A 23,307-nucleotide genomic window follows, 5' to 3' on the forward strand; every position below is an offset into this window, starting at 1 on the left:
CCACGCCCAGCGTTGCAGCATCGGAGCCGGCGCGATCGCGAGGCACAGGCCCACAACCAGCGAGTACGCCGCCAGGTTCACGGCGTACGCGGACCGGAGGCCGGGCGCCCACGTCGGCAGGCGGCGGAAGCAGAAGATCAGTGCGAGAAGCGTCGCTCCGATGTACGTGGCGAACCACTGCCAGGAACCCTGCGCGAGGGTGACCGTCAGCACGGCGGCAAGCGCGATGCCGATGACTCCCGGCTGAGCGAGGGTCCCGTGGGGGGTCCCGTGGCCGTCCGCGCCGCCGTTCTTCCGGCCTCCTGGGCGGCTGGGGTCGTCCACGGTCTCTCCCGGCTGCGCTGGGAAGCCACCAGTGTGCGTGCCGATCGCTCCCTCGGCCCCGCGCCGTGGTGGACGGGTCGAAAGTCCCGCCCGCTTGGCGGTAAGGGCCCGCGCCCGGGCCGAACAACCGGTCACAGGGTCCCGTGCCCGCACTGCCTCGGGTCGGGGAGCAGTACGGCACAGAGACCGAGGCGCCCCTGGACGACCGCCTTCCAGGAACCCCGGACGGCGGGGCGGGCAGCGGACGGGCGGGGGGCTGTCGTCCCACCCGATCAGCGCGCGGGGACCGTCGGCCCGGTCCCGCACTGGTGTTCAATGGCCCCGGGACCCCGCGTTGCGATCGGCCGGCGGTTCCGTCCGCCGACAGCCCCGTGCCACGGCGCCGTACCACCGAAGTGAGGCCGCAGCAGGTGAGTTCCCGTCCCGTGACCCTCCGGAGCCTGATACCGGCCGTGTTCCTGCCGACTCTGATCTTCGAGACGGGGATGGGCGCCCTCGCTCCGGTGCTCGCGCTCAGCGGCAGGGCGCTCGGGGCCTCCGTCGGTACCGCGAGCCTGGTCCTCGCGCTCCTCGGGGTGGGGCAGATCCTCGGGGACGTACCGGCCGGCGCACTCGCCGCGAGACTCGGTGACCGCAAGGCGATGCTGGTCGCCTCGGGGGTCGCGATGGTGACACTGACCGGGTGCGCACTGGCCACGCGCGTGTGGCTGCTCGCCCTCGCGGTGACCGCCACCGGGGCGACGAACGCCGTGTTCATCCTGGCCCGGCAGTCCTACCTCGCGGAGGTGGTCCCCACCGGGCTGAGGGCCCGGGCGCTGTCCACGCTGGGCGGCATGTCACGGGTCGGCGCCTTCGTCGGCCCCTTCATCGGGGCCGCCGTCCTGACGGGCCGGCCGTTGCGGGACATCTACTGGCTGGCGCTGCTGTTCACCGTCATGACCGTCGTGGCGCTGCTCGTCGTGCCCGACATCGCCGACCCGGCCAAGGCCGCTCCCGGCGGTGCGGCGCCCGTCTCGGTGCGCACCGTGGTGAGCCGGCACCGCAAGGTCTTCCTGACCCTCGGCCTCGCCGTCCTCCTGGTGGGTTCGGTCAGGGCCACCCGGCAGACGGTACTGCCGCTGTGGGCCGAACACCTGGGCCAGAGCCCGTCGTCCACCAGTGTCATCTTCGGCATCGCAGGGCTGGTCGACACCCTGACGTTCTACCCCTCGGGGAAGGTGATGGACCGGGCCGGCCGGCTGTGGATCGCGGTGCCCTCCATGCTGGTGCTGGGACTGTCCCAGGCCGCTCTGCCGCTCACGCACGGACTGGCCTCGCTGACCGTCGTCGCCCTGCTCATCGGGTTCGGCAACGGCATCGGCAGCGGGATCCTGATGACCCTCGGCGCGGATGTGGCGCCGCCGCGGACCCGCTCGCAGTTCCTCGGCGTCTGGCGGCTGTGCGCCGACTCGGGGAGCGCCGGCGGACCGCTCGTCGTGTCGGCGGCCGCGGCGCTGGGCAGTCTGGCGACCGGGATCGCCGTGATGGGCGGCATGGGCGTCGTCGCGGCCGCGGCCCTGCTGCGATGGGTGCCGCGCTACTCGGAGTTCGCCACCAAGGGCACCCGTCGCACGAGCACGCAGGTGCCGGCCCCGCAGCCGCCACCGCCCGAGGACCCCGGCACCTCGAAGGCGGTGCCCGGGCCGGGCGCCCGGGACTGAGGACTCCCCACGGCGAGGCCCGGTCCCACGGCAGCCGGGTACTCCGCGGTGGGTCCGAGCACGCCCTGTCGCCCGACGGCACACCGCACCGCGATATGCCGTCGGAGACGCGCCGGGCGGGCCGGCGGCGGGCCGGGGCCGAGGCGGGCCGGACCCGGGGCCGGCCGGGCCGCGCAGCCGGCGGGGGCGCACGCCCGGCCGGAGTGTGCGTCCGGCCGGAGTGTGCGTCCGGCCGCGGCCGGACGACTCCGGTGGCCCGCGGTCGCGCGCCGTCGCGCGGAACGTCACGTCACTGCGTCAGAAGGTCACGTCACTGCAGAAGAAGTAGATCTGGTCCGCGTGCGAGGCCTTCCAGATCGTGTAGACCACGTGGTGACCGGTGCGGCCGGGCGCACTGACGCCGACGGTGTAGTGGCTGGCGGGCGCGTACCTGCCGGTCGTGGCCACCTGCTGCAGGTCGCCCCAGTCCAGGGCGTCCGTCTCGGCGTTGTAGCCCTGCTTGGTCACGTAGACCTGGAGGTAGTCGGCACCGTGCAGGGCCTGGTCCAGGACGTCGACGGTGAAGTTGCTGCTGATCCGCGAGGTCTTCCACGGGCCGGGGGTGTCCATGGAGTCGTACCTGCCGTCCCCGGTGTGGCCGGCGCTGCAGAGCTGGTTGTCGGGGATGAAGGCCTTGAAGTCGCCGCCCGTGCCCTCGCGGTACAGGCCGTTCCAGTTCCACATGGCGTTGGTGTCGTGCTGCCAGGCCTGCCAGCACATGGGGTCCTGCTGCTCCATGGCCGGGTTCTGGAAGTCGCTGCCCCAGCGCTGCCAGCAGCCGTAGTTGCGGGAGACGGGGTCCGCCGTCGAGCCGTGGGCGGAGGCGGTCGGGCTGAACAAGGGCGTCGCCAGGAGCATGGCGGCGGCCAGGACCGCAAGGAGGGCGCGGAGGGGCCAGCCATGTGCGTCGGTGCGTTCAGGTCTCAGCGATAACACTGCGACTCCTCGTCCGGAGGGGTGGATGTCGTCCGGTTTGGGAGCGCTCCCATTGCCCTGTGTTCCCTGGGGCGGGTCACTGAAACGCTCCAAATGGCGGTGACTCGTGACAACAGCCGACCGTTTCCGGCCGGTTCCGGGCAGGGGAACGGAACCGGCCATGGGACCGGGCCATGGGACCGGGCCATGGGACCGCAACCGGTCAGGGGAAAGGGAGGCACGGGAGGCGAGGGCCCGCCGGCGCGCCCCGTCCCCGACCGTCCTACAGTCCGTCGCATGGACTGGATCGAGCGGGTGGGGAACCTGCGGCAGTGGTCGCGGAACGGGTTACGCGCCCCGCACAAGCCGCTGTTGCTGCTGTACGCGCTGGGACGGTTCCAGCGGGAGCCCGACCGGGCGCTCCGCTACTCGGAGATCGAGCACGACCTGAAGGCGCTGCTCCAGGACTACGGACCGCCGCACCGCACCTCGCCCTCCTACCCCTTCCACCACCTGGCCGGTGACGGGGTCTGGGAGGTGCTGACGGACCGCGGCACGACCAGTTCGGGGACGGGCGTCCGCGCGCTGCGGGAGAGCGGTGCGCAGGGGCGGCTGGTCCCGGAGCTGCGGTCCGCGCTCTCGGGCGACCCGGCGCTGGTCGGCCGGCTCGCGCAGGTCCTGCTGGAGGTGCACTTCCCGCCCTCGCTCCACTCGGACATCGCCTCCGACGTGGGGCTCGACCTCGATGTGCCCGACAGGGCCGTGCGGGCCGCCGCGGCACCGGGAGACCGGCGGCGCGCGGCGGACCTGCGCAGGCGGGTGCTGGTCGCGTACGAGTACCGCTGCGCCTTCTGCGGCTTCGACGGGGCGATCGGACGGGTGCCGGTCGGGCTGGAGGCCGCCCACGTACGGTGGTGGGCGTTCCAGGGCGCGGACGAACTCTCCAACGCGCTGTGCCTGTGCTCCCTGCACCACAAGCTTCTCGACAAGGGGGTGCTGGGCCTCGACGCCGGGCGCCGGATCATCGTCTCGCAGGAGTTCGTCGGACGCAGCACGGCAGCCCGCAGCCATGTGCTCGACCTTGCCGGCCGCGCACTGATCGGACCTCAGAACGGCAGCGCTCCGGTTGCTCCTGACAACGTCAACTGGCACACGGCGCAGGTCTTCCGGGGCGCGGCACGGGTGGTCGGCGGGATCTGACCCGGGGAGGGACCGGTGCCGGCCGGGCGGGAAGCCACCGCCGGGCGGGAAGCCCCACCGAGCGGGAGAGCCCCCACCGGACAGGGCCGGTCACGGAGAGCACCGGTCCGGACAGAGTCGGTCACGGACCGGGCCGACCGGGGCCGAGGGGGGCCGGTCGGCGCAGGCGCAGCCGCATGTGCAGGGCCCGTGCGGCGACAGCACGCTGCGCGACAGGGCCCGTGCCCGACCGGGTACGGGCACGAGGTCCCAGCGGGCGGCGATGGACGCCAGGGCCGGCACGGCCTCGGTGAGTCCGAACGTCTCCCCCACGCACCGGGTCGGCCCCGATCCGAACGCCAGGAAGCCTTCCGGCGGCACCCGTGTCGTGCCGTCGGCACGGCGCCGCCAGCGGTCGGGCAGGAAGCGGTCGGCGTCCCGGTGCAGGTCGGAACGGTGGTGCACGACGTACGGGCTGTGGACGACCATGCTCCCCGCAGGGATGCGGTGCCCGGCGAGCTCCGGGGATGCGGTGCCCGGCGAGCTCGGTGTCCCGTACGGCCGTGCGGGACAGCGCACCCACGCATGCCAACGGCGCACCTCCACGGTGCGCCGCGACTACGGCCCCCGGTGCGTCCCGATCACACGTCCGCATTTCCACACTTTCGTGTTTCACACTTTCGTGCTCTCAGAGCCCGCCGGGAGCCTGGCCGGTAAACCCGACAGGTCCTCTGCTAAGAGTCCTACCGTGGTCAACCGGTCTACTTACTAGGATTAGTCCGATTTGTCGTGAAGTCAAGGGATCCGGGGGATTGCAGAAGAAAAATCCGGCAGGAGACGAGCGCGCCGACCGCACACGGGCCGAAGCCGGGACGGACGGCACCCGCGCGCGGTGAACGGCTGTCGCGCCGAGGGCGGGCACCTTCTTCGTGCCCGCGCTTCCTGCGCCCCCTCCGCAGGGATACCGTCCGGACGGTATGAAGGTTCCGATGGTACGGAGGAGGAGACCGTGGGCGATTTCGGTGTGGAGGCGGATGCCGGTGAGCTCGGGTTCGACGCGGGGCGGCTCGCGCGCATGGACCGGTTCTACCAGCGCTACGTGGACGACGGCCTGCTGCCTGGGTGGCTGCTGGCCGTGAGCCGGGCGGGGCGCGTCGTCCACCTGTCCTCGTACGGCCACCGCGACGTGGCCTCGGGCCGGCCGGTCGAGACGGACACGCTGTGGCGCTGGTACTCCATGACCAAGCCCGTCACCTCGGTGGCGGCGATGATGCTGTACGAGGAGGGCGCCTTCCAGCTCACCGACCCCGTCAGCCGCTTCATACCCTCCTTCGCCGATCTGAGGGTGTTCCGGGGCGGCAGCGACGTGAAGCCGGTGACCGAGCCCGTGACGGAGCCGGTCACCATCTGGCACCTGCTCACCCACACCGCCGGACTGACCTACGGCTTCCTGCGCGCCCACCCCGTCGACGCCATGCTGCGCGCCCGCGGCTTCGAGTGGACCCGGCCCAGGGAGTACGACCTCGCCAGGTCCGTGGACGCGTGGGCCGGGGTACCACTGCTCTTCCAGCCGGGCACCGAGTGGAACTACTCCCTGGCCACCGACGTGCTGGGCCGCGTCGTCGAGGTGGCCTCCGGCCTGCGCCTCGACGAGTTCTTCCGCACCCGGATCTTCGAGCCGCTCGGGATGACCGAGACCGGCTTCCACATTCCCGCGGGGACCGAGGAGCGGCTCGCGTCGCTGTACGTCCCCGCTCCGGGCGGCATCACCCACGCCAAGGGCCTCTCCCAGGGCCCCACCGAGCCGCCCCGCCACCTGTCCGGAGGGGACGGCCTGCTCGGGCCGGCCCGCGACTACCACCGTTTCAGCCAGATGCTGCTGGGGCGCGGCGCGTTCGACGGAGTGCGGCTGCTCGGTTCCCGCACGGTCGACTTCATGACGCGCAACCACCTGCCCGGCGGTGCCGACCTGGAGTCCTTCGGCAGGCGGCTGTTCGGCGAGGTGCCCTTCGAAGGGACGGGTTTCGGACTGGGCTTCTCCGTCGTCGAGGAACCGGTGGCCCTGCACGGGCTCGCCTCCAAGGGCGAGTACGGCTGGGGCGGGGCGGCCAGCACGGTCTTCTGGGTCGACCCGGCGGAGGAGGTGACCGTCATGTTCTTCACCCAGCTCCTGCCGTCCAGCACCTATCCGATCCGCTCCCAGCTCAGGGCCCTCGTTCAGCAGGCCCTGGTGGACTGAGCCGGCGGTGCCCGCGGTTCGGCCGGTGCGGTGGGTTCCTCCGCGGCTCCGGCGGCCGGACAATGGGCGCGGGCGCGTGAGGTCGCGTCCGGTCGGGTGCAGGGAGCGAGGGGAGCGTCATGGTGTTCGCGCGGGGTCGGGGATTGCGCATGCCCACGCCGGAGGAGGCGCCGGTGGGACGGGACGCGCTCGCGTACGCGGTTCCCGAGCGGCACACCGTCCTCGGTACGCCCCTCCAGGGCCCCTGCCCGGAGGGTTTCGAGGTCGCCGGGTTCGCGCTGGGCTGCTTCTGGGGCGGCGAGCGGGCGTTCTGGCGGACCCCGGGCGTGTGGACGACCCTGACGGGCTTCCAGGGCGGCTTCACCCCGCACCCGGTGGACGACGAGGTGCGCACCGGCCTGACCGGGCACGCCGAGACGGTACGGGTGGTGTTCGACCCGGCGAAGGTGGCCTACGCACGTCTGCTGCGGCTCTTCTGGGAGTCCCACGACCCCACTCAGGGCTTCCGCCAGGGCAACGACGTCGGCACCCACGTCAGGTCGATCGTCTTCGCCCACACCCCCGCCCAGCGTGCGGCGGCCGAGGAGTCCCGCCGCCGCTACCAGCAGGACCTTTCCGCCGCCGGCTACGGTGCGATCACCACGGAGATCCTCGACGCCGGGGACCACCCCTTCTACCCGGCACAGGCCCTGCACCAGCAGTACCTGGACAAGAACCCGTGGGGCTACTGCGGGGCGGGCGGCACGGGCGTCGAGCTGAGCGAGCTGCCGAAGGCCGCACGCGGGGCGGCCTGACCGGCCGGCACGCTCCGCCGCGGCTCCGGGCACGGCACCACCCCGTGGCCGCCGCACCCGGCACGGCACCACTCCATCGCCGCCGCACGACCGGCCGCGCCGTTCCGGCTGCCGCCGCCGCACCGGAAGCGTCCGGTCGGCGGCCCGGCACGGCGCGGCAGGCGTTCCACAGCCGGCGGTGGGGCGCCGACCAGGTGTCTCCATCGGCGCGGGCTCGATGACGTGGAGCCTGCGCCGTGCCCCCGGCCGGACGCGCACGGACCCGCGTCCCGCAGCACCCGCAGGCGCACGGACCCGCGTCCCGCAGCACCCGCAGGCGCCTGGACGCGCTCGGGCGGCTCGGCCCGCACCCCTGCGCCGGTCCCCCGGGCGAAGAAGCCTCTGCCTCCAGCGAATCTGCTCCCGGCCAAGATCCCTGCCACTTCCGCCCGGGCCCGCCGACAGTGGAGAACGACCGCGGCGACCGAAGCCGCGCACTGCCAAGGAGGCCCCATGCCGTCGTTCGGCACCCGCTGGGACCCGGTCCCGACGTCCGCGTCACGGCCGGTCGTGACGATGCCACGCGCGCAGGAGGACGACACCCCTCCCAGCCGCTTCGACGACCACCTCGCGGAGCTCCTGCTCGCGCAGCGCATCGTCTTCCTGGGGACCCAGGTCGACGAGGTGTCCGCGAACCGGATCTGCGCGCAGTTGCTGCTGCTCTCGGCGGAGGACCCGCGCACCGACATCAGCCTGTTCATCAACAGCCCGGGCGGCTCGGTGACCGCGGGGCTCGCCATCTACGACACCATGCAGCTCATCCCGAACGACGTCTCGACGCTCGCCATGGGGTTCGCCGCGAGCATGGGCCAGTTCCTGCTCACCGTGGGAGCGGCGGGCAAGCGGTACGCGCTGCCGAACGCGCGGATCATGATGCACCAGCCGTCCGCCGGTATCGGCGGCACCACCGCGGACATCGCGATCCAGGCCGAGAACCTGGAGTTCACCAAGAAGACCATCGAGCGGCTGAACGCCCGGCACACCGGCCAGAGCGAGGAGACCATCTCCCGCGACGGCGACCGTGACCGCTGGTTCACGGCCGAGCAGGCGAACGAGTACGGCATGGTGGACCGCGTCGTCGCCACGCTCGACGACGTACGGCCCGCCGGGATGCGCCGGCGGATCGGGCTGGGAGGCTGACATGGGCCAGTACACGATTCCGAACGTGGTCGAGCGCACCCCGCACGGCGAGCGGTCCCACGACGTCTTCAGCAGGCTGCTGTCCGAACGGATAATCTTCCTCGGCACGGAGATCGACGACGGCGTCGCCAACGTGGTCATCGCCCAGCTCCTCCACCTGGAGTCGGACAACCCGGAGCGCGAGATCTCCCTCTACATCAACTCGCCCGGCGGCTCCTTCACGTCGCTCATGGCGATCTACGACACGATGACGTTCGTCCGCGCCCCCATCTCGACCTTCTGCGTGGGCCAGGCGGCCTCCACCGCGGCCGTGCTGCTGGCGGGCGGGGACGCGGGACGGCGGTTCGTCCTCGAACACGCCCGGGTGCTGCTGGGCCAGCCCGCGAGCGGTGGGCGGCAGGGCGTGGTGTCGGACCTCAGTCTGCAGGCCAAGGAGATGCTCCGGATCCGCTCGCAGGTGGAGGAGGTGCTGGCGCACCACACCCGCCACGACATCGCGACACTGCGCACGGACATGGACCGCGACAAGGTCTTCACCGCACACGAGGCGGTGGCGTACGGGCTCGCGGACGAGGTGCTGAACCGGCGGGCACTCACGGCGGCGTGAACCGACGGGCGCTCACGGCGGCGTGAACCGGCAGGTCCCGGCGACCTGCCCACGCTGCTCCAGCTCCTGCCGCTCCAGCTCCCCTGCTCCTCCGGCTCCTCGGCTCCTCGGCTCCTCGGCTCCTCGGCTCCTCGGCTCCGATCCTGCTCCCTTTCCTGTTCCCGCTCCCGCTCCCGCTCCTGCTCCCGCTCCGCGCTCAGCCGGCGGTCGGCTGCCGGTCGGCTGCCGACCGCCGGACCACGGCCGCGCCGTGCCGCGCGCTCACGCCGCGATCGCGAGGCGCACCTCGCCACCGGGCCGCGGACCGGAGCCGGGGCGGGCCCGGGTGCCGAGGCGGGCCCGGGTGCCGAGGCGATGGCTCGACGCCGGCCGGGCGGCGGCCGCCGCGGCGGTGGGCGTGGTGTCGGTGCGCGCGGGGCGGCGCGGAGCCGGGCCGGCCAGCTCGCCCTGGACCAGGGCGAGCAGGTCGGCGAGACCGAGACCGAGCGCACGGGCGGCGGCCGCAAGCACCTCGGACGAGGCCTCCTTGCGGCCGCGCTCCAGCTCGGAGAGGTAGGGCATGGAGATCCGAGCCGCCTCGGCCACGTCCTTCAGCGTGCGCTCCTGAGCCAGGCGTTCGCGCCGCAGGACGCCTCCCACCACATTGCGCCACAGCGGTTCCCTCGGGGGCCAGCCGCCCGCCTCACCGGGCGCGGCGGACGGCGGCGCGGTGACCGGGCGGGCCGGTGCCGGGCGCACGGGGTGCGCCGCGGGTACCGGACGCAGCGGGATGACACGGGCTCGGTTCGGCGCGTCGCTACTCACCCTCCCAGATTAGGAGCGTTGCGCCGGGCCGGCAGCGGGGCTGCGTTCCGCCGCCCGCGAAATCCGGTCCCCGGCCGCGGAGTCGGCTCCGGGACGGACCGCCGGGACCCAACGGACCACCGGGACGGGCCACCGGGGCGGGCCGGGCCACCGGAACGGACCACCCGCGTCCGGCGCACCCGCCGGGAAGCCGCCTCGCACACCCGCCGGGAAGCCGCCTCGCACACCCGGTCGCAGGGCGCGCCGGGGACACCCCGTCAGGAAGCCGCGCCCCTCCCCGTAACGCCGCGCGCCCACCCCGTCAGGAGGCCGGCGCGCGCATCCGTGCCGCCGTGGCGGACGGGTCGTGGTGGGACGGCACTCCGTCGACGACGATCCCGTCACCATCCCATTGACGGAGTGAGTACTCACTCCGTATGGTCCCCGCTATGCCTTCCTCCCCCGGTGCCGCCACAGGCACCCACACGTCCTCCCCCGCCCCGCGCCGCCGGGCGCCCGGCATGAGCGTCGAGGAGCGCCGGGCGATGATCGTCGCGGTGGCCCTGCCGCTGATCGCCGAGCACGGCACGGCCGTCACGACCAGCCGGATCGCCCGCGCCGCGGGTATCGGCGAGGCCACTGTCTTCCGCGCCTTCAAGGACAAGGACGAACTGCTCGACGCCTGCGTGGCGGAGGCCGTCAGCCCCGGCCACGTACTGCGCGAGCTGGCCTGCATCGAACTGGAGGAGCCGCTGGCGGCCCGTCTGGTGCAGGCCGCCGAGGCGATGCGCGCCCACCTGGACCGGATGGGCTCCGTGCTGGGCTCGCTGCACGCCTCGGGCCGCAGGCGCGGGCGGACCCCGGACGGGCCACCCGCCGAGGACGGCCGCGCGGCGTCGATGCGCGCGTTGCGCGAGGCGGTGGCCGAACTGCTCGAACCGGACCGCGCGGCCCTGCGGATCGGCCCGGAGAGGCTGGCCGCGATGTTCCTCGGCATGGTCCTCATGCACCTGCGCGAGACCGCGGGTGACGCGGTGCGGGATCCCGCGGAGTTGGTGGACGTCCTGCTGTACGGGGCGCTGGAGCGCACCGGGGCCGGCGGGGGCGCCCCCGCCGGGGGCTCGGGGGGCGGCGGCCGGGACGCGGCGGGCGGCGGCGGGCGCGCGGCGGGCGGCGGCGCGTGACCGTCACCCTGAACCACACGATCGTGCCGGCCGCCGACCACCGGGCCGCCGCCGCGTTCTTCGCGTACGTCATGGGCCTTGAGGCACTGCCGCCGGCCGGCCGGCATGGGCACTTCGCGCCGGTCAGGGTCAATGACGCCCTCACGCTGGACTTCATGTCCGTCGAGCGGCCCGAGGGCCACCACCTGGCCTTCGACGTGGACCCGGAGGAGTTCGACGCGATCCTGGCCCGGCTGACGGCCCGCGGCATCCCGTACGGCAACGATCCGGCGCAGCCGGACAACGGCCGTGTCGACCATCCGCTCCGCGCACGGGGCCTGTTCTTCGTCGACGAGGCACGCAACCTCTACGAGGTGATGTCTCCGCGGTGACGGAGGCGGCGGCCGCGGCCTGCCGTACGGACGCCCGGACACCGTACATACGGAAGGTGCCGTGTCCGGGAGTCCCGGACACGGCACCTTCGCCGCCTGGACGTCAGGCGCCGGCCGCCACGCGTCAGACCGCGGAGCCCGCCTGCCACTGGGACCAGTCGAGGTTCCAGCCGTTGAGACCGTTGTCGGGCTGGATGGTCTTGTCCCCGGTGTTCGCGACGACGACCACGTCACCGATCAGCGAGTGGTTGTAGAACCAGGACGCCGGGGTGTTCGGGTCGTTCGCACCCTTCTTGTCCTGGAGGCCCACACAGCCGTGGCTGGTGTTGACGCTGCCGAAGACGGACGGGGAGCCCCAGTAGTTGCCGTGGATGAAGGTGCCGGAGCTGGACAGGCGCATGGCGTGCGGCACGTCCTTGATGTCGTACTCGCCCTTGCCGTCGTCGTCGGTGAAGCCGACCGTGGCGCCGTTCATCCGGGTCTCCTTGAACTTCTCGGAGATCACCATCTGACCCTGGTACGTCTTGTGCTCGGGCGCACCCGCGGAGATCGGGATGGTCTTGATGACCTTGCCGTCCTGGGTGACCTTCATCGTCTTCGACTTGGCGTCGACGAACGAGACCTGGTTGCGGCCGATGTGGAACTGGACCGTCTTCTGCTGCACCCCGTAGACCCCCTGGGCGCCCTGCACGCCGTCCAGGGCGAGCTTGAGGGTGACCGTGGAGCCCGCCTGCCAGTACTTCTCGGGGCGGAAGTCGAGACGGTTGGCGCCGAACCAGTGGCCGACCACCTGCTGGCCGCTGCTGGAGGAGACGGTGATCCCCTTCTGCACCGCCGCCTTGTCGGTGATCGCCTTGTCGAAGTTGATCGACACCGGCATGCCGACACCGACGGTGGAGCCGGCCTCGGGCGTGAAGTTGCCGATGAAGCTGTTGGCCGGGGAGACGGTGGTGAACGACGCGTTCTCGTGGGCGGCGCGGCCCTCCGTGTCCTGGGCGGTGGCCGCGACCTTGTAGGTGGTCGCCCGCTCCAACTGCACGCTCGGCTTCCAGGTGGTCTTGTCGGGCGATATCTGCCCGGCGACCTCGGTGCCGTCCGCGGTCCTCATCGAGACGCTGCTGAGCGTGCCCTTCTTGACCGTGACCTGCGCGGCGTTGTTGATACTGGCGTTGTTCGAGCCGTCTTTCGGGGAAATAGTGATCTGGGCCTGCGACGCCTTCTTGGCGGCCGCCTCGTCGACCTGCGCCTGCGACTTCCCGCCGCCGTCGCCCGTGGCCCCTTGGCCGTCACTCTTCGAGTCATTGCAGGCGGAGAGCACCAGCACCCCTCCGAGCAACGCGGACACCGCCATTATGCGCCTGCGCCGCTTGCTGTCCGTCATCACACGCATCTCCATCGTCGCCGAATCCCGAAAGAAGCAAGACGTCCCCGTAACCGTCAACAACGCCCCGTCTGCTTCATCCCGTTCCACTTCCGGCAGATATGTGGCACGCACCACTCATGTGGCGCGCTCGTTGCAGCCGTGCCTGGGGAGACGACGGAAACCGGGGAGGCGGTTGCGGTCCGGACGGTATCCCGCGCGGCACCGGCACCGGGGGACCCGCCGGAGCGTGGTCGCAGGGCCGGATGCCGCGGTGCTCCCGCGGCCGTCCCGAGGCCGCCCGAGCCCGCTAGTCCTCTTCGGTCTCGCCGTCTTCGCCGCCATCATCCACGCCCAGGTGCCAGTCAGGCGAATCCGGATCGTAGTCGATCTCCTCACTGCTCCACGAGGCCTGCGCGAGGTCCACCCCGGGAACGCCGATGACCAGGTCGAACGGATCGACGAGATACGCCAGCGCCTCCGCCTCGTCCTGCTGCACGGCGGTGATCGCGTGGATGCGCTCCTCGGTTGACATGCCGTGCGTGTCCACCGCGAGGCCGCCCTCGGACGGAGTCGGGCCGCCGTGGGAGCCGGAGGCCGCGGCATCCTCCTCGATGCGCTGCAGGGCCGCGCCGGTGAGGGCGACGGAGTCCTCGATCGCGACCACCAGATCAACCCGCAGCCGGACAAAGCGTGATGTCTCAGTAGTGCCCATAGGACGGAGGGTACGACTCGATCCCCCCGTGGCTTTCCTGCGACCCGCCCCTTTCATTAGCATCGGTCAGCACGGTCAATTCGCCAGCACCACAAGGGGATCGATATTCCGTGTCAGCCGCCCGCCGTTCCTTGTTGACCGCCACCGCCGCCGCGGTCGTGCTGGGCGCCCTGTGGTTCGTCCCCACCGCGCACGCCACCGCGGGCGCCCTCGCCCCCGCGGCCGGCGCCCCGCACGCGGCCCCGGCCACCCTGGCCACCTCGCCGCGGTCGGCGTCCACCGGATCCGCGGGAGCCGCCGGATCCGCGGGGGCCGCCGGGGCCACAGGCTCGAAGGACACCGGCCGCCTGGCCGACACCGGCGGCGTGAGCACCACTCCGTACCTGGTCGGCGGCACCCTCTTCCTCGGCCTGGGCGCCGGTTTCGTCGCGTACTCGGTGCGCAGGGACCGCCTGGAGTGGGACGGGGAACCCGGCCTCTCCGGGGGCGGGGCGAGCCCGTCCGGAGCCTGACGGCGGCCGGGCGCCGCAGGGCGACACGGCTAGGCCAGCGGCCCCGTCACCGTCTCGACCGCCGCCACGAGCCGGCCCGTACGGACGAACTCCTCCGCCGCCCCCAGATCCGGCGCGAGGTAGCGGTCGGGCCCGGGCCCCTCGACACCCGCCGGCCGCACCGCCGCCAGCACCGCCCTGGTCGCCGGAGCGGGCGTGAGTCCCTTGCGCAGCTCTATCGCCCGGGTCGCCGCGTACAGCTCGACGGCCAGCACCCGGGTGAGGTTCGCCACCGTCGTCCGCAGCTTGCGCGCCGCCGACCAGCCCATCGAGACGTGGTCCTCCTGGAGGGCGGAGGACGGGATGGAGTCGACCGAGGCGGGCACGGCCAGCCGCTTCATCTCGCTGACCAGCGCGGCCTGGGTGTACTGGGCGATCATCAGCCCGGAGTCCACTCCCGGGTCGTCGGCCAGGAACGCGGGCAGGCCGTGCGAGCGGTTCTTGTCGAGCAGCCGGTCGGTGCGGCGCTCGGCGATCGAGGCGAGGTCGGCGGCGGCGATGGCGAGGAAGTCGAGGACGTACCCGACGGGCGCGCCGTGGAAGTTCCCGTTGGACTCCACCCGGCCGCCGCCGAGCACCACCGGATTGTCCACGGCCGAGGCCAGCTCGCGCGCGGCGACCAGCCGGGCGTGCGCGAGGGTGTCCCGCCCGGCGCCCGCCACCTGCGGCGCGCAGCGCACCGAGTACGCGTCCTGCACACGGGGGGCGTCGCCGATGTGGTGGCCGGTGAGTCCCGAACCGGTGAGCACGGCGAGCATGTTGGCGGCGGACGCGCCCTGTCCCGGGTGCGGGCGGATGGCGTGCAGCTCGGGCGCCAGGACCTTCTCGGTGCCGAGCAGTGCCTCCAGGCTGAGGGCGGCGGTGATGTCGGCGGACTTGTAGAGGGTCTCCAGGTCGTCGATGGCCATGAGCAGCATGCCGAGCATGCCGTCCGTGCCGTTCAGCAGCGCCAGGCCCTCCTTCTCGCGCAGCTCGACGGGGGTGATGCCGTGCTCGGCGAGCAGTTCCGCCGCGGGCCGCACCGTGCCGTCGGGACCCTCCGCCTCGCCCTCTCCCATCAGGGTCAGGGCGCAGTGGCTGAGTGGCGCGAGGTCGCCGGAGCAGCCGAGTGAGCCGTACTCGTGCACGATCGGGGTGATGCCGGCGTTGAGCACGTCGGCCATGGCCTGGGCGACCTCGGGGCGTACGCCGGTGTGGCCGGAGCAGACCGTCTTCAGGCGGAGGAACATCAGCGCCCTGACCACCTCGCGCTCGACGCGCGGGCCCATGCCCGCGGCGTGCGAGCGGACGATGTTGCGCTGCAGCACGGCGCGCAGCCCGGGGCCGATGTGGCGGGTGGCCAGCGCACCGAAGCCGGTCGACACCCCGTAGACCGGCTCCGGCTTGGCGGCGAGTGCGTCGATGACCTCGCGGGCGCCGGTCAGGGCGGTGATCGCCGCGGCCGACAGCTCCGTCCTGGCGCCGCCCCGGGCGACGGCCAGCACGTCCTCGGCACGGGTCCCGGTCGGCTCCACCACCACGGTATGCATAGTCATATTCAGGAGACTACGCACTGAATCAACGGCTGTCACGAGCGGCGGCCGGCGCGGATCCCGGCACCGCCGCGCCGCACTTCCCGCCGCGCGGGGCGGCGGGGCGGACAGCGGGACGCCCCGCCCCTGGTGGGGGAGCCCGCCGGGCGGGGAGACCCGCCGGAGCGCGGCGGAGACCCGCCGGGCGTGGAAACCGCCGGGCACGGAGACCCGCCAGGGCGGTGGAACCGCCGCGCGGCCACGCGCGAGCCCGGCCCGTCCGGCCTGTTTGGCCTGTTTGGCCTGTCCGGCCCGTCGGACTGCCTAATCCCTCCGGCCTGTCCGGCTGCCCGATCCCTGGCCCGACCGGCCTGCCCAATCCCCCGGCCCGACCGGCCCGCCCGACTCGACCGGCCTGCCCGACCCGACCGGCCTGCCCGGCCCGTCCGGCCTCCGCCTACGGGAGTTCTCCGCCGGGGGAGCGGCGGCCGCGGATCCTGCGGCGTTCGCCCGCGGGTGGCGCCGGTGCGTCGGCGAGGCGTACCACGGGGTCGTCGGGGCCCTCGCGGCCGGCCACCACCGGCTTCTGGGCGCGGGCCGCCTTGGCGCGGTACTGGGCCGCGTCGGCCAGCCGGAACAGCCGCCGGGACGAGCGCAGCGGCCCGATCGGATCACCGGTCGACGCCACCCCGCACGCCACGCCCTCGCCGAGCCGCAGCCGTGCGGCACGGCGGCACAGCTCACCGGCGACGCGAACCACGTCGTCCGCGGACGGCCCCACCGCGAGCAGGCAGAACTCGTCCCCGCCCAGCCGTGCCGCGAGCGCACCCGGCAGCATCGCCCCGCACAGCGAGAGCACCGAGCCGAATCGTTCCAGCAGCCGATCGCCGGCCGCGTGGCCCTGTGTGTCGTTGACCCGTTTCAGGCCGTTCAGATCGCAGACGACCAGGCTGACCACGGCCTTGTCGGTGCGGTGGCTCTCGATCGCCTCGTCGAGCCGGGTGTCGACGGCGCGCCGGTTGGCCAGGCCGGTGAGCGCGTCGGTGAAGGCCAGCCGGCGGGCCTCCTCCAGGCGTTCGGTCTGGGCGAGCCCGGCCGCCACCACGCTGGCCAGCACGGTGGCGAAGTCCGCGTCGGACCGGTCGAAGACCGGCGCGCCGACCGGCCGGGCCACGTACAGCTCGCCCCATGCGCGCCCGTGCAGCACGATCGGCGCGACCACGCAGCAGCCGCGCCCCCGGCGCCGCAGCGCCGCGGCCCGCCCCCAGCTACCGCCCGGCGGCCCCGGCACGGCTCGCCCGCCGGCACCCGCGACCCGTTGTGCGTCCTGCGCGACCGCCACCCAGGCGCGGGGCTCCCCGCCGCCCGCCCAGCGTTCGTGCAGCAGCTCGGCGATCTCCGGGAACTGGTGCACCGGATACGCCTCGGCCTCGGGAAACTCCTCCTCGCCCAGGGCGCGCTCACCGGTGTTCACCAGCACCCGCAGACGGCCCAGCTCGCGCTCCCAGACGGACAGCGCGGCGAAACTGCCGGTCAGCGCGCGGCGGGCGCCCTCAGCCGCCGCGCTCCAGGTCTCCCGCGGGGTGTGCACGGCGGCCATGCCCCGGGCCAGCTCCACCACGGCACGCAGCCGCGCTTCCTCCGCCATCATCCCAGGCTATGAAGGTTTGCCACATTTTGAGAGGTTGTTACGGCGAACAGGTTCCACTGCCCGGCGGCCGCCCGCCTACTCCCCGGGCCACTGCGGCGCACGCTTCTCGTTGAACGCGGCCACGCCCTCCGCACGGTCGCCGGAGAAGGCCACCGTGCGCCAGGCCGCGTCCTCCACCTCAAGGCCGGCCCGCAGGTCCAGCCCGTGCCCGAGGCGCAGGGCCCGCTTCGCGGCACGCAGGCCCACGGGAGAGTTTCCGGCGATCCGCGCGGCGAGGTCCAGGGCCTCGGTGCGGTCCTCGCCCTCGGCGGTGAGCCGGTCCACCAGACCCAGCGCGTGCGCCTCCTCCGCCGCGACCCGCCGGGCCGAGAAGATCAGCTCCGCGGCCCGGGCGGCGCCCACCCGGCGGGGCAGCAACTGGGTGCCGCCACCGCCCGGGATCACGCCGACCGACACCTCGGGCAGGCCCACCACGGCGGTCGGGTCGGCCACGATCAGGTCGCAGGCCAGGGCCAGCTCGAAGCCGCCGCCGAGGGCGTAGCCGTGCACCGCGGCGATGGTGGGCACGGGCAGGTCGAGGACGGCGGTGTAGGCGGCCCGGGCCACCGGGCGCTGGCGGTGCAGGTCGGCGTCGGTGAGGGAGTTGCGTTCCTTCAGGTCGGCACCGACGCAGAACGCCCGCTCGTGGGTGGAGGTGAGCACGACGGTCCTGGTGCCACGGTCGGCGGCGAGGTCCGCGCAGGCCGCCGCGAGGGCGCGGGCCATGGCCGTGGAGACGGCGTTCATGGCCTGGGGCCGGTCGAGCACCAGCTCGGCGACGTGGTCGTGCCGCCGGATGCGGACGACGTCGTGGTAGCTGCTCATGGCGTTCATGCGGGCTCCTTGGGCGTAGACCGTCGTGGCAGGCACCGTACGCGGCGCTCCCCGCCCACGGCACCGGGCCCCGGCCCCCGAAGCACCGGGCGAGCGCCCCGAAGGCGCGCGGGGAGCCGCGCGACCGGCCGCAACCGAGCGCGAGCGCCCCCACCGGCTCGCACAGCCCCGGGAAACCCGAACGAACTCGAACGAACTCGAACGAACCCGAACGACCCGAGAAGGACCGAGACAACCGAGAAGAGCGGGAAGAGCGGGAAGAGCAGAACCCGGGAAGCGGGAAGCCGGAAGCCGGAAACCCGGAAACCCGGAAACCCCGAAAAGGGGGACCAGGTGCCCGAGGAGCCGATCGAGCCGATCGGCAGGCCGTCACCCGGCGGCAGCCGGGAAGGGAGACCTCAGCCGCGCCGGGTGAGCAACCACGGCTCCACCACCCCGAGCCCCCGCACCGGCCGCTGCCACATCGGCTGGAGCGCGAACCGGTAGGAGGGCGGTTCCTCCCCCTCCTTCTCCGCCGCCGCGGTGGCCTGCGCCGCATCCGCCTCGGAGGTCGGCGCCGCCCCGGTCCTGATCAGCTCCGCGGCGAGGGCTCCGTCGACGAGGACGGCGTCCCTGGGCGCTATCGAGGTGAGGCGGCTGGCCAGGTTCACGGTGGTGCCGAAGACATCGCCCATCCGGGTGGTGACCGTGCCGAAGGCGATGCCGACGCGCAGCTCGGGCATCGTCTCGTCGTTGGCCATGGTCTCTATCAGGCGCAGTGCGATCTCCGCGGCGATGGCGGGATCGTCCGTGGCGAACAGCACCTCGTCGCCGAGGGTCTTGATCAGCCGGCCGCCGTGCGCGGCCACCAGGTCGGCGGCGGTGGTCTCGAACGCCTCCACCAGCTCGCCGAGCTCCTCCTCCTCCATCCGGCGGGTCAGCCGGGTGAAGCCGACGAGGTCCGCGAAGCCGACGGCGAGGCGCCGGTCGACCATCTCCTCGTCGTCCGCGGCCTGCACGACCCGGCCGGTGGCCGCGGCGAGCTGCCGCCGCCAGACGTAGACCAGGAACTCCTCCAGCTCCGGCAGGAGCAGCTCGATCAGCGGATAGGTGACCTCGGTCCGCGTCATGCCCGGCTCCGGGGGCTCGGTCAGGCCCTCCAGGAAGGAGTCGATCTGCCACTCGGCGAGCCGGGCCGTGGTCTGGCCGGTCGAACGCGCCACCTGGACGGCCATCGCCTCGCTGAGCAGTCCCGCCTCCACCAGGCCCGCGAGCCGCCGCAGCGCCAGCACGTCGGCCTCGGTGAGGGCCTTGGCCTGCCCGATGTCGGCGAAGCCCATGGCCCGCCAGAACCGCGAGGCCAGCTCCATGGAGACGCCCGCGCTGCGCGCCGCCTGGAAGGGCGTGTAGCGGCGCTCGGCGCCGAGGATCAGTTGCTCCAGACGCAGGGCCAGCGGGTCGTCGCCCGGCTCCTCGCCGTCCTCGGGTCCGTCCACACGGTCGGCGGCGGGCTCCACCTCGTGGCGGCCCGGGGCCCGGGGCGTGTCGGCCTCCCGACGGTCCGCCTCCCGGTGCCGGGGGGCGGCACCCGGCTCCTCGCCGGGGTCGGGCTCACCGGGGGTGCGGGGTGTGCCCGTACCGGGGCCCGGTTCGTCGACGGTCACGCCTGCTGCCCTTCCGATCTGCCGCGGTCAGGTATCGACCGGCCCCAACTCTACTGAGACGGTGCTCAGCGAGCGGCCGGACCTGGGGTCCGACCTGCTCTTTCCGGCCGGGGTGCCGGGGGCGGTGACACCGCCGGCCGTGCCGTCCGGCCGGTGTCGCGGTCCCGGGAACACACAGTACGTCAGGTGTGCGCTGGCTCACTCCCCCGCGCCGGGCCGGTCGGCCCCGTGGCGCCGCGCGGCCGGCCGCGCGCCGGTCATGCCCCGTCGCCCCCTCCCGCGGGCCGCAGGTGCACGATGTCGCCGGCCCCGATCGGCTGCTGCATCCCGTCGGCGGTGGCAAGCACCAGCCGGCCGTGCCCGTCGAGGGCGACCGCCTCACCGGTCACCGCGCGGTCGCCGGGCAGCTCGGCCCGCACCTTGCGGCCCAGGGTCGCGCAGCCCGCCGCGTACGTCTCCTGGAGGCCGCTGGCGGCCGGATCGCCGTCCGCGCCGGTCCACGCCTCGTACCACGTCTCCAGGGAGCGCAGGACGGCGCGCAGCAGCGGATCGCGATCGGTCGCGGTGGCCCCGGCGAGCGCGAGCGAGCCGGCGGTGGGCACCGGGAGCTCGGGGGCGCGCAGGGTCACGTTGAGCCCGATGCCGAGCACCACCGCGGCGCCACCCGCGCCGTCCGCGCCCCCGGCGTTCTGCCCCCCGGCGCGCTCGGCCAGGATGCCTCCGGCCTTGCGCTCCGCACCGCCGACCGTGACCAGCAGGTCGTTGGGCCATTTGAGTGCCGTGTCGACGCCGGCGGTGCGGGAGACGGCGGTGGCGGTGGCGACGCCCGCGAGCAGGGGCAGCCAGCCCCACCGCTCGGCGGGCACGGCAGGCTTCAGCAGCACGGAGAAGAACAGGCCGGAGCGGGGCGGCGCGCTCCACCGCCGGTCGAGGCGGCCCCGTCCCGCGGTCTGCTCCTCCGCGACCAGCACCGCGCCCTCGGCCAGGGCGCCGGCGCGGGCGGCCAGGTCGGTGTTGGTGGACCCGGTGGACGCGACGACGTCCAGGGCGCTCCACAGGGTGCCGGGCCGCACCAGGGCACGGCGCAGCGACGAGGCGTTGAGGGGCGGCCGGTCCAGGTCGGACCAGGGGCTGTCATGGGCTTCCTGCGGGGTCATGGGCCCACCCTAGGCGCGCCCGCGGCCCCGCCCCGGATGTGGTCAACGCCGCACTGCCGAACCGTATCCGCGCCGATACGCTACGAGTCGGTAGCCGCATGTGATCCTTCTGCCGTACGCCCCGCGTACGGCAACCGGAGTAACGTCCCGACTGCCCCGTCCGCACCCACCGGAAGGCACCCACCAGCCGCAGACACCAGCCGCGCCCGCCACTGGGCCCCACCCCGCCCCACATCCCCCTCGTCCCCCGTCGTCCACCCCCTGACGTTGCCCACCGCCCACCCGCAGTCCCCCAGCAGGCAGGGAGCCGCACCCCGATGTCCGAGCCTGAAGAGCCCCGTCCGTCCGCCGCCCCGGCCCGCGAAGCCGACCCGGCCCGCGAAACCGACCCGGCCGCCGCTTCGGAGGCGGCCGCAGCGCCCGGGGCAGCCGGAGTCCACACCACCGCGGGAAAGCTCGCGGACCTGCAGCGCCGTATCGAGGAGGCCGTGCACGCGGGCTCCGCGCGTGCCGTGGAGAAGCAGCACGCCAAGGGCAAGCTCACGGCGCGTGAGCGGATCCTGATGCTGCTCGACGAGGGCTCGTTCGTCGAGCTCGACGAGTTCGCCCGGCACCGCTCCACGGACTTCGGCCTGGAGAAGAACCGCCCCTACGGCGACGGCGTCGTGACCGGCTACGGCACAGTCGACGGCCGCCCCGTCGCGGTGTTCTCACAGGACTTCACCGTCTTCGGCGGCGCGCTCGGCGAGGTGTTCGGGCAGAAGATCATCAAGGTGATGGACTTCGCGCTGAAGACCGGCTGCCCGGTGGTCGGCATCAACGACTCGGGCGGCGCGCGGATCCAGGAGGGCGTGGGCGCGCTCGGCATGTACGGCGAGATCTTCCGCCGCAACACCCACGCCTCCGGGGTCATCCCGCAGATCTCGCTGGTCGTCGGCCCGTGCGCGGGCGGCGCCGTGTACTCCCCGGCGATCACCGACTTCACGGTGATGGTGGACCAGACCTCGCACATGTTCATCACGGGACCCGACGTCATCAAGACGGTGACCGGCGAGGACGTCGGCTTCGAGGAGCTGGGCGGCGCGCGCACCCACAACACCGCCTCCGGGGTCGCGCACCACATGGCGAGCGACGAGAAGGACGCCATCGAGTACGTCAAGTCGCTGCTCTCCTACCTCCCGTCGAACAACCTCAGCGAGCCGCCCGCCTACCCCGAGGAGGCGGACCTCGCCGTCGGTGACGAGGACCGCGAGCTGGACTCGGTCGTCCCGGACAGCGCGGGACAGCCGTACGACATGCACACCGTCATCGAGCACGTTTTGGACGACTCGGAGTTCTTCGAGACGCAGGCGATGTTCGCGCCGAACATCGTCACCGGCTTCGGCCGTGTGGAGGGCCACCCGGTGGGCGTGGTGGCCAACCAGCCGATGCAGTTCGCGGGCTGCCTGGACATCGACGCCAGCGAGAAGGCCGCCCGCTTCGTGCGCACCTGCGACGCGTTCAACGTCCCGGTGCTCACCTTCGTCGACGTGCCCGGCTTCCTACCGGGCGTGGAGCAGGAGCACACCGGCATCATCCGGCGCGGCGCCAAACTGATCTACGCCTACGCGGAGGCGACCGTCCCGCTCATCACGGTGATCACCCGCAAGGCGTTCGGCGGCGCGTACGACGTCATGGGCTCCAAGCACCTGGGTGCGGACCTCAACCTCGCCTGGCCGACCGCGCAGATCGCCGTCATGGGCGCCCAGGGCGCCGTGAACATCCTGCACCGCAGGACCATCGCCGCCGCCCCCGAGGTGGAGCGTCCGGCGCTGCGCGAGAAGCTGGTCCGGGAGTACGAGGACACCCTGCTCAATCCGTACACGGCCGCGGAGCGCGGCTACATCGACGCCGTGATCATGCCGTCCGACACCCGCCGCCACATCGTGCGCGGGCTGCGTCAACTGCGCACCAAGCGGGAAAACCTCCCTCCGAAGAAGCACGGCAACATCCCGCTGTGAGCCGTCGCCCAACCGCAAGGAGCCGTTGGTGATCAAGGTGGTACGGGGCAATCCCACCCCGGAGGAACTGGCCGCCGCCGTGGCGGTGGTCCGGGCGCGCGCCGCGGCGCTCGCCCAGGGGCCGGCCTCGCCGTGGCCGGGCGGGCAGGGCGCGCAGGGCGGCGCGGCCGCACCACCCGCGTGGTCGGACCCCGCCCGAGTGGCCAGGACCCGGCTGCCCGCGCCCGGGCCGCGGTCCTGGGGCCGGACGTTCTGGCCGGTGTGACGACCCGCGGGCCACGCACTCCGGGTGCGTTCGCTCGGAGTGCGCCCGCTCCGGGTGCGCTCACTCCGGATGCGCCCACTCCGGATGCGCCCACTCCGGGTCCGCACTCGGCAGCACGCTGACGTGCGCGATCGCTGCCGATGTAGGCGGTCGCTGCCGATGTACGCGGTCGCCTCTGCTGACGTAGGCGGTCACGGCCGGCGTGGGCGGTCACAGCCGGCGTAGGCGGTCGCGGCCGGCGTACGCGATCACCACTTCGACCCGGGC

At 73.4% G+C, this 23,307-nt stretch carries 21 protein-coding genes; 11 read left to right on the forward strand and 10 right to left on the reverse strand.

What is annotated here, in order from left to right:
- The first annotated feature begins 749 nt into the window (after window positions 1–749).
- Window positions 750–2,024, forward strand: coding sequence for an MFS transporter (locus IE313_RS12610; protein WP_229924574.1), 1,275 nt, complete (start codon window positions 750–752; stop codon window positions 2,022–2,024).
- A gap of 297 nt (window positions 2,025–2,321) precedes the next feature.
- Here IE313_RS12610 and IE313_RS12615 read toward each other — a convergent pair whose 3' ends face one another.
- Window positions 2,322–2,999 carry a lytic polysaccharide monooxygenase auxiliary activity family 9 protein gene (locus IE313_RS12615; protein ID WP_229924575.1) on the reverse strand — a complete coding sequence of 226 codons (678 nt, stop codon included), beginning with the start codon at window positions 2,997–2,999 and terminating at the stop codon, window positions 2,322–2,324.
- A 276-nt stretch (window positions 3,000–3,275) separates the two neighbouring features.
- Between IE313_RS12615 and IE313_RS12620 the strand changes: the two genes are divergently transcribed.
- Window positions 3,276–4,178: a phosphorothioated DNA-binding restriction endonuclease gene (locus IE313_RS12620; protein WP_189931346.1), complete on the forward strand. Its 903-nt coding sequence runs from the start codon at window positions 3,276–3,278 to the stop codon at window positions 4,176–4,178.
- 90 nt (window positions 4,179–4,268) lie between these two features.
- On the opposite strand, the gene IE313_RS36385 is transcribed toward IE313_RS12620, so the two are convergent.
- Entirely contained in the window at window positions 4,269–4,763 is a 495-nt protein-coding gene (locus tag IE313_RS36385; protein ID WP_373316972.1) for a cytochrome P450, read from the reverse strand.
- 403 nt (window positions 4,764–5,166) lie between these two features.
- Between IE313_RS36385 and IE313_RS12630 the strand changes: the two genes are divergently transcribed.
- The 4 genes from IE313_RS12630 (at window position 5,167) to IE313_RS12645 (ending at window position 8,976) form a co-directional block, all read left to right on the forward strand.
- Complete coding sequence (locus IE313_RS12630) at window positions 5,167–6,396, forward strand: serine hydrolase domain-containing protein (protein ID WP_189931356.1); 1,230 nt, start codon at window positions 5,167–5,169, stop codon at window positions 6,394–6,396.
- Between the two features lie 119 nt (window positions 6,397–6,515).
- Window positions 6,516–7,190 (forward strand): peptide-methionine (S)-S-oxide reductase MsrA, encoded by a 675-nt coding sequence (msrA, locus tag IE313_RS12635; protein ID WP_189931358.1) that lies wholly within the window; start codon window positions 6,516–6,518, stop codon window positions 7,188–7,190.
- Between the two features lie 555 nt (window positions 7,191–7,745).
- The gene (locus tag IE313_RS12640; protein ID WP_189931595.1) at window positions 7,746–8,369 is read left to right on the forward strand and encodes a ClpP family protease; all 624 of its coding nucleotides are present in this window, start codon (window positions 7,746–7,748) and stop codon (window positions 8,367–8,369) included.
- 1 nt (window position 8,370) lies between these two features.
- Window positions 8,371–8,976, forward strand: a complete 606-nt coding sequence (locus IE313_RS12645; RefSeq protein WP_189931360.1) for a ClpP family protease — start codon at window positions 8,371–8,373, stop codon at window positions 8,974–8,976.
- Between the two features lie 261 nt (window positions 8,977–9,237).
- Here the strand turns inward: IE313_RS12645 and IE313_RS12650 are convergent, their stop codons facing one another.
- A complete protein-coding gene (locus tag IE313_RS12650) occupies window positions 9,238–9,780 on the reverse strand; it encodes a helix-turn-helix domain-containing protein (RefSeq protein ID WP_308439167.1) in 543 nt (180 codons plus the stop codon).
- A 428-nt stretch (window positions 9,781–10,208) separates the two neighbouring features.
- On the opposite strand from IE313_RS12650, the gene IE313_RS12655 reads away from it, so the two are divergent.
- Both IE313_RS12655 and IE313_RS12660 read left to right on the forward strand, forming a co-directional pair.
- A complete protein-coding gene (locus IE313_RS12655) occupies window positions 10,209–10,943 on the forward strand; it encodes a TetR/AcrR family transcriptional regulator (protein ID WP_373316973.1) in 735 nt (244 codons plus the stop codon).
- Window positions 10,940–11,314, forward strand: coding sequence for a VOC family protein (locus tag IE313_RS12660; RefSeq protein ID WP_189931363.1), 375 nt, complete (start codon window positions 10,940–10,942; stop codon window positions 11,312–11,314). The genes IE313_RS12655 and IE313_RS12660 overlap by 4 nt, the downstream gene beginning before the upstream one ends.
- A 124-nt stretch (window positions 11,315–11,438) precedes the next feature.
- Here the strand turns inward: IE313_RS12660 and IE313_RS12665 are convergent, their stop codons facing one another.
- Window positions 11,439–12,695 carry a L,D-transpeptidase gene (locus IE313_RS12665; RefSeq protein ID WP_189931365.1) on the reverse strand — a complete coding sequence of 419 codons (1,257 nt, stop codon included), beginning with the start codon at window positions 12,693–12,695 and terminating at the stop codon, window positions 11,439–11,441.
- 289 nt (window positions 12,696–12,984) lie between these two features.
- Window positions 12,985–13,389: a hypothetical protein gene (locus IE313_RS12670; RefSeq protein ID WP_189931367.1), complete on the reverse strand. Its 405-nt coding sequence runs from the start codon at window positions 13,387–13,389 to the stop codon at window positions 12,985–12,987.
- A 110-nt stretch (window positions 13,390–13,499) separates the two neighbouring features.
- On the opposite strand from IE313_RS12670, the gene IE313_RS12675 reads away from it, so the two are divergent.
- A complete protein-coding gene (locus IE313_RS12675) occupies window positions 13,500–13,901 on the forward strand; it encodes a hypothetical protein (RefSeq protein WP_189931369.1) in 402 nt (133 codons plus the stop codon).
- Between the two features lie 29 nt (window positions 13,902–13,930).
- On the opposite strand, the gene hutH is transcribed toward IE313_RS12675, so the two are convergent.
- From hutH to IE313_RS12700, 5 genes are all read right to left on the reverse strand, one after another.
- Window positions 13,931–15,469, reverse strand: a complete 1,539-nt coding sequence (gene hutH / locus IE313_RS12680) for a histidine ammonia-lyase (protein ID WP_189931601.1) — start codon at window positions 15,467–15,469, stop codon at window positions 13,931–13,933.
- Between the two features lie 439 nt (window positions 15,470–15,908).
- Window positions 15,909–17,099 carry a GGDEF domain-containing protein gene (locus IE313_RS12685; RefSeq protein WP_189931371.1) on the reverse strand — a complete coding sequence of 397 codons (1,191 nt, stop codon included), beginning with the start codon at window positions 17,097–17,099 and terminating at the stop codon, window positions 15,909–15,911.
- A 78-nt stretch (window positions 17,100–17,177) separates the two neighbouring features.
- Window positions 17,178–17,966 carry an enoyl-CoA hydratase/isomerase family protein gene (locus IE313_RS12690; protein ID WP_189931603.1) on the reverse strand — a complete coding sequence of 263 codons (789 nt, stop codon included), beginning with the start codon at window positions 17,964–17,966 and terminating at the stop codon, window positions 17,178–17,180.
- Between the two features lie 407 nt (window positions 17,967–18,373).
- Complete coding sequence (locus IE313_RS12695) at window positions 18,374–19,471, reverse strand: adenylate/guanylate cyclase domain-containing protein (protein ID WP_189931605.1); 1,098 nt, start codon at window positions 19,469–19,471, stop codon at window positions 18,374–18,376.
- A 404-nt stretch (window positions 19,472–19,875) separates the two neighbouring features.
- A complete protein-coding gene (locus IE313_RS12700) occupies window positions 19,876–20,775 on the reverse strand; it encodes a biotin--[acetyl-CoA-carboxylase] ligase (protein ID WP_189931373.1) in 900 nt (299 codons plus the stop codon).
- A 317-nt stretch (window positions 20,776–21,092) separates the two neighbouring features.
- On the opposite strand from IE313_RS12700, the gene IE313_RS12705 reads away from it, so the two are divergent.
- Window positions 21,093–22,775, forward strand: coding sequence for an acyl-CoA carboxylase subunit beta (locus IE313_RS12705; protein ID WP_229924577.1), 1,683 nt, complete (start codon window positions 21,093–21,095; stop codon window positions 22,773–22,775).
- Between the two features lie 25 nt (window positions 22,776–22,800).
- The gene (locus tag IE313_RS12710) at window positions 22,801–23,040 is read left to right on the forward strand and encodes an acyl-CoA carboxylase epsilon subunit (protein ID WP_189931375.1); all 240 of its coding nucleotides are present in this window, start codon (window positions 22,801–22,803) and stop codon (window positions 23,038–23,040) included.
- The last annotated feature ends 267 nt before the right edge of the window (window positions 23,041–23,307 follow it).

This window comes from Streptomyces sulfonofaciens (assembly GCF_014656295.1).
Classification (GTDB): domain Bacteria; phylum Actinomycetota; class Actinomycetes; order Streptomycetales; family Streptomycetaceae; genus Streptomyces; species Streptomyces sulfonofaciens.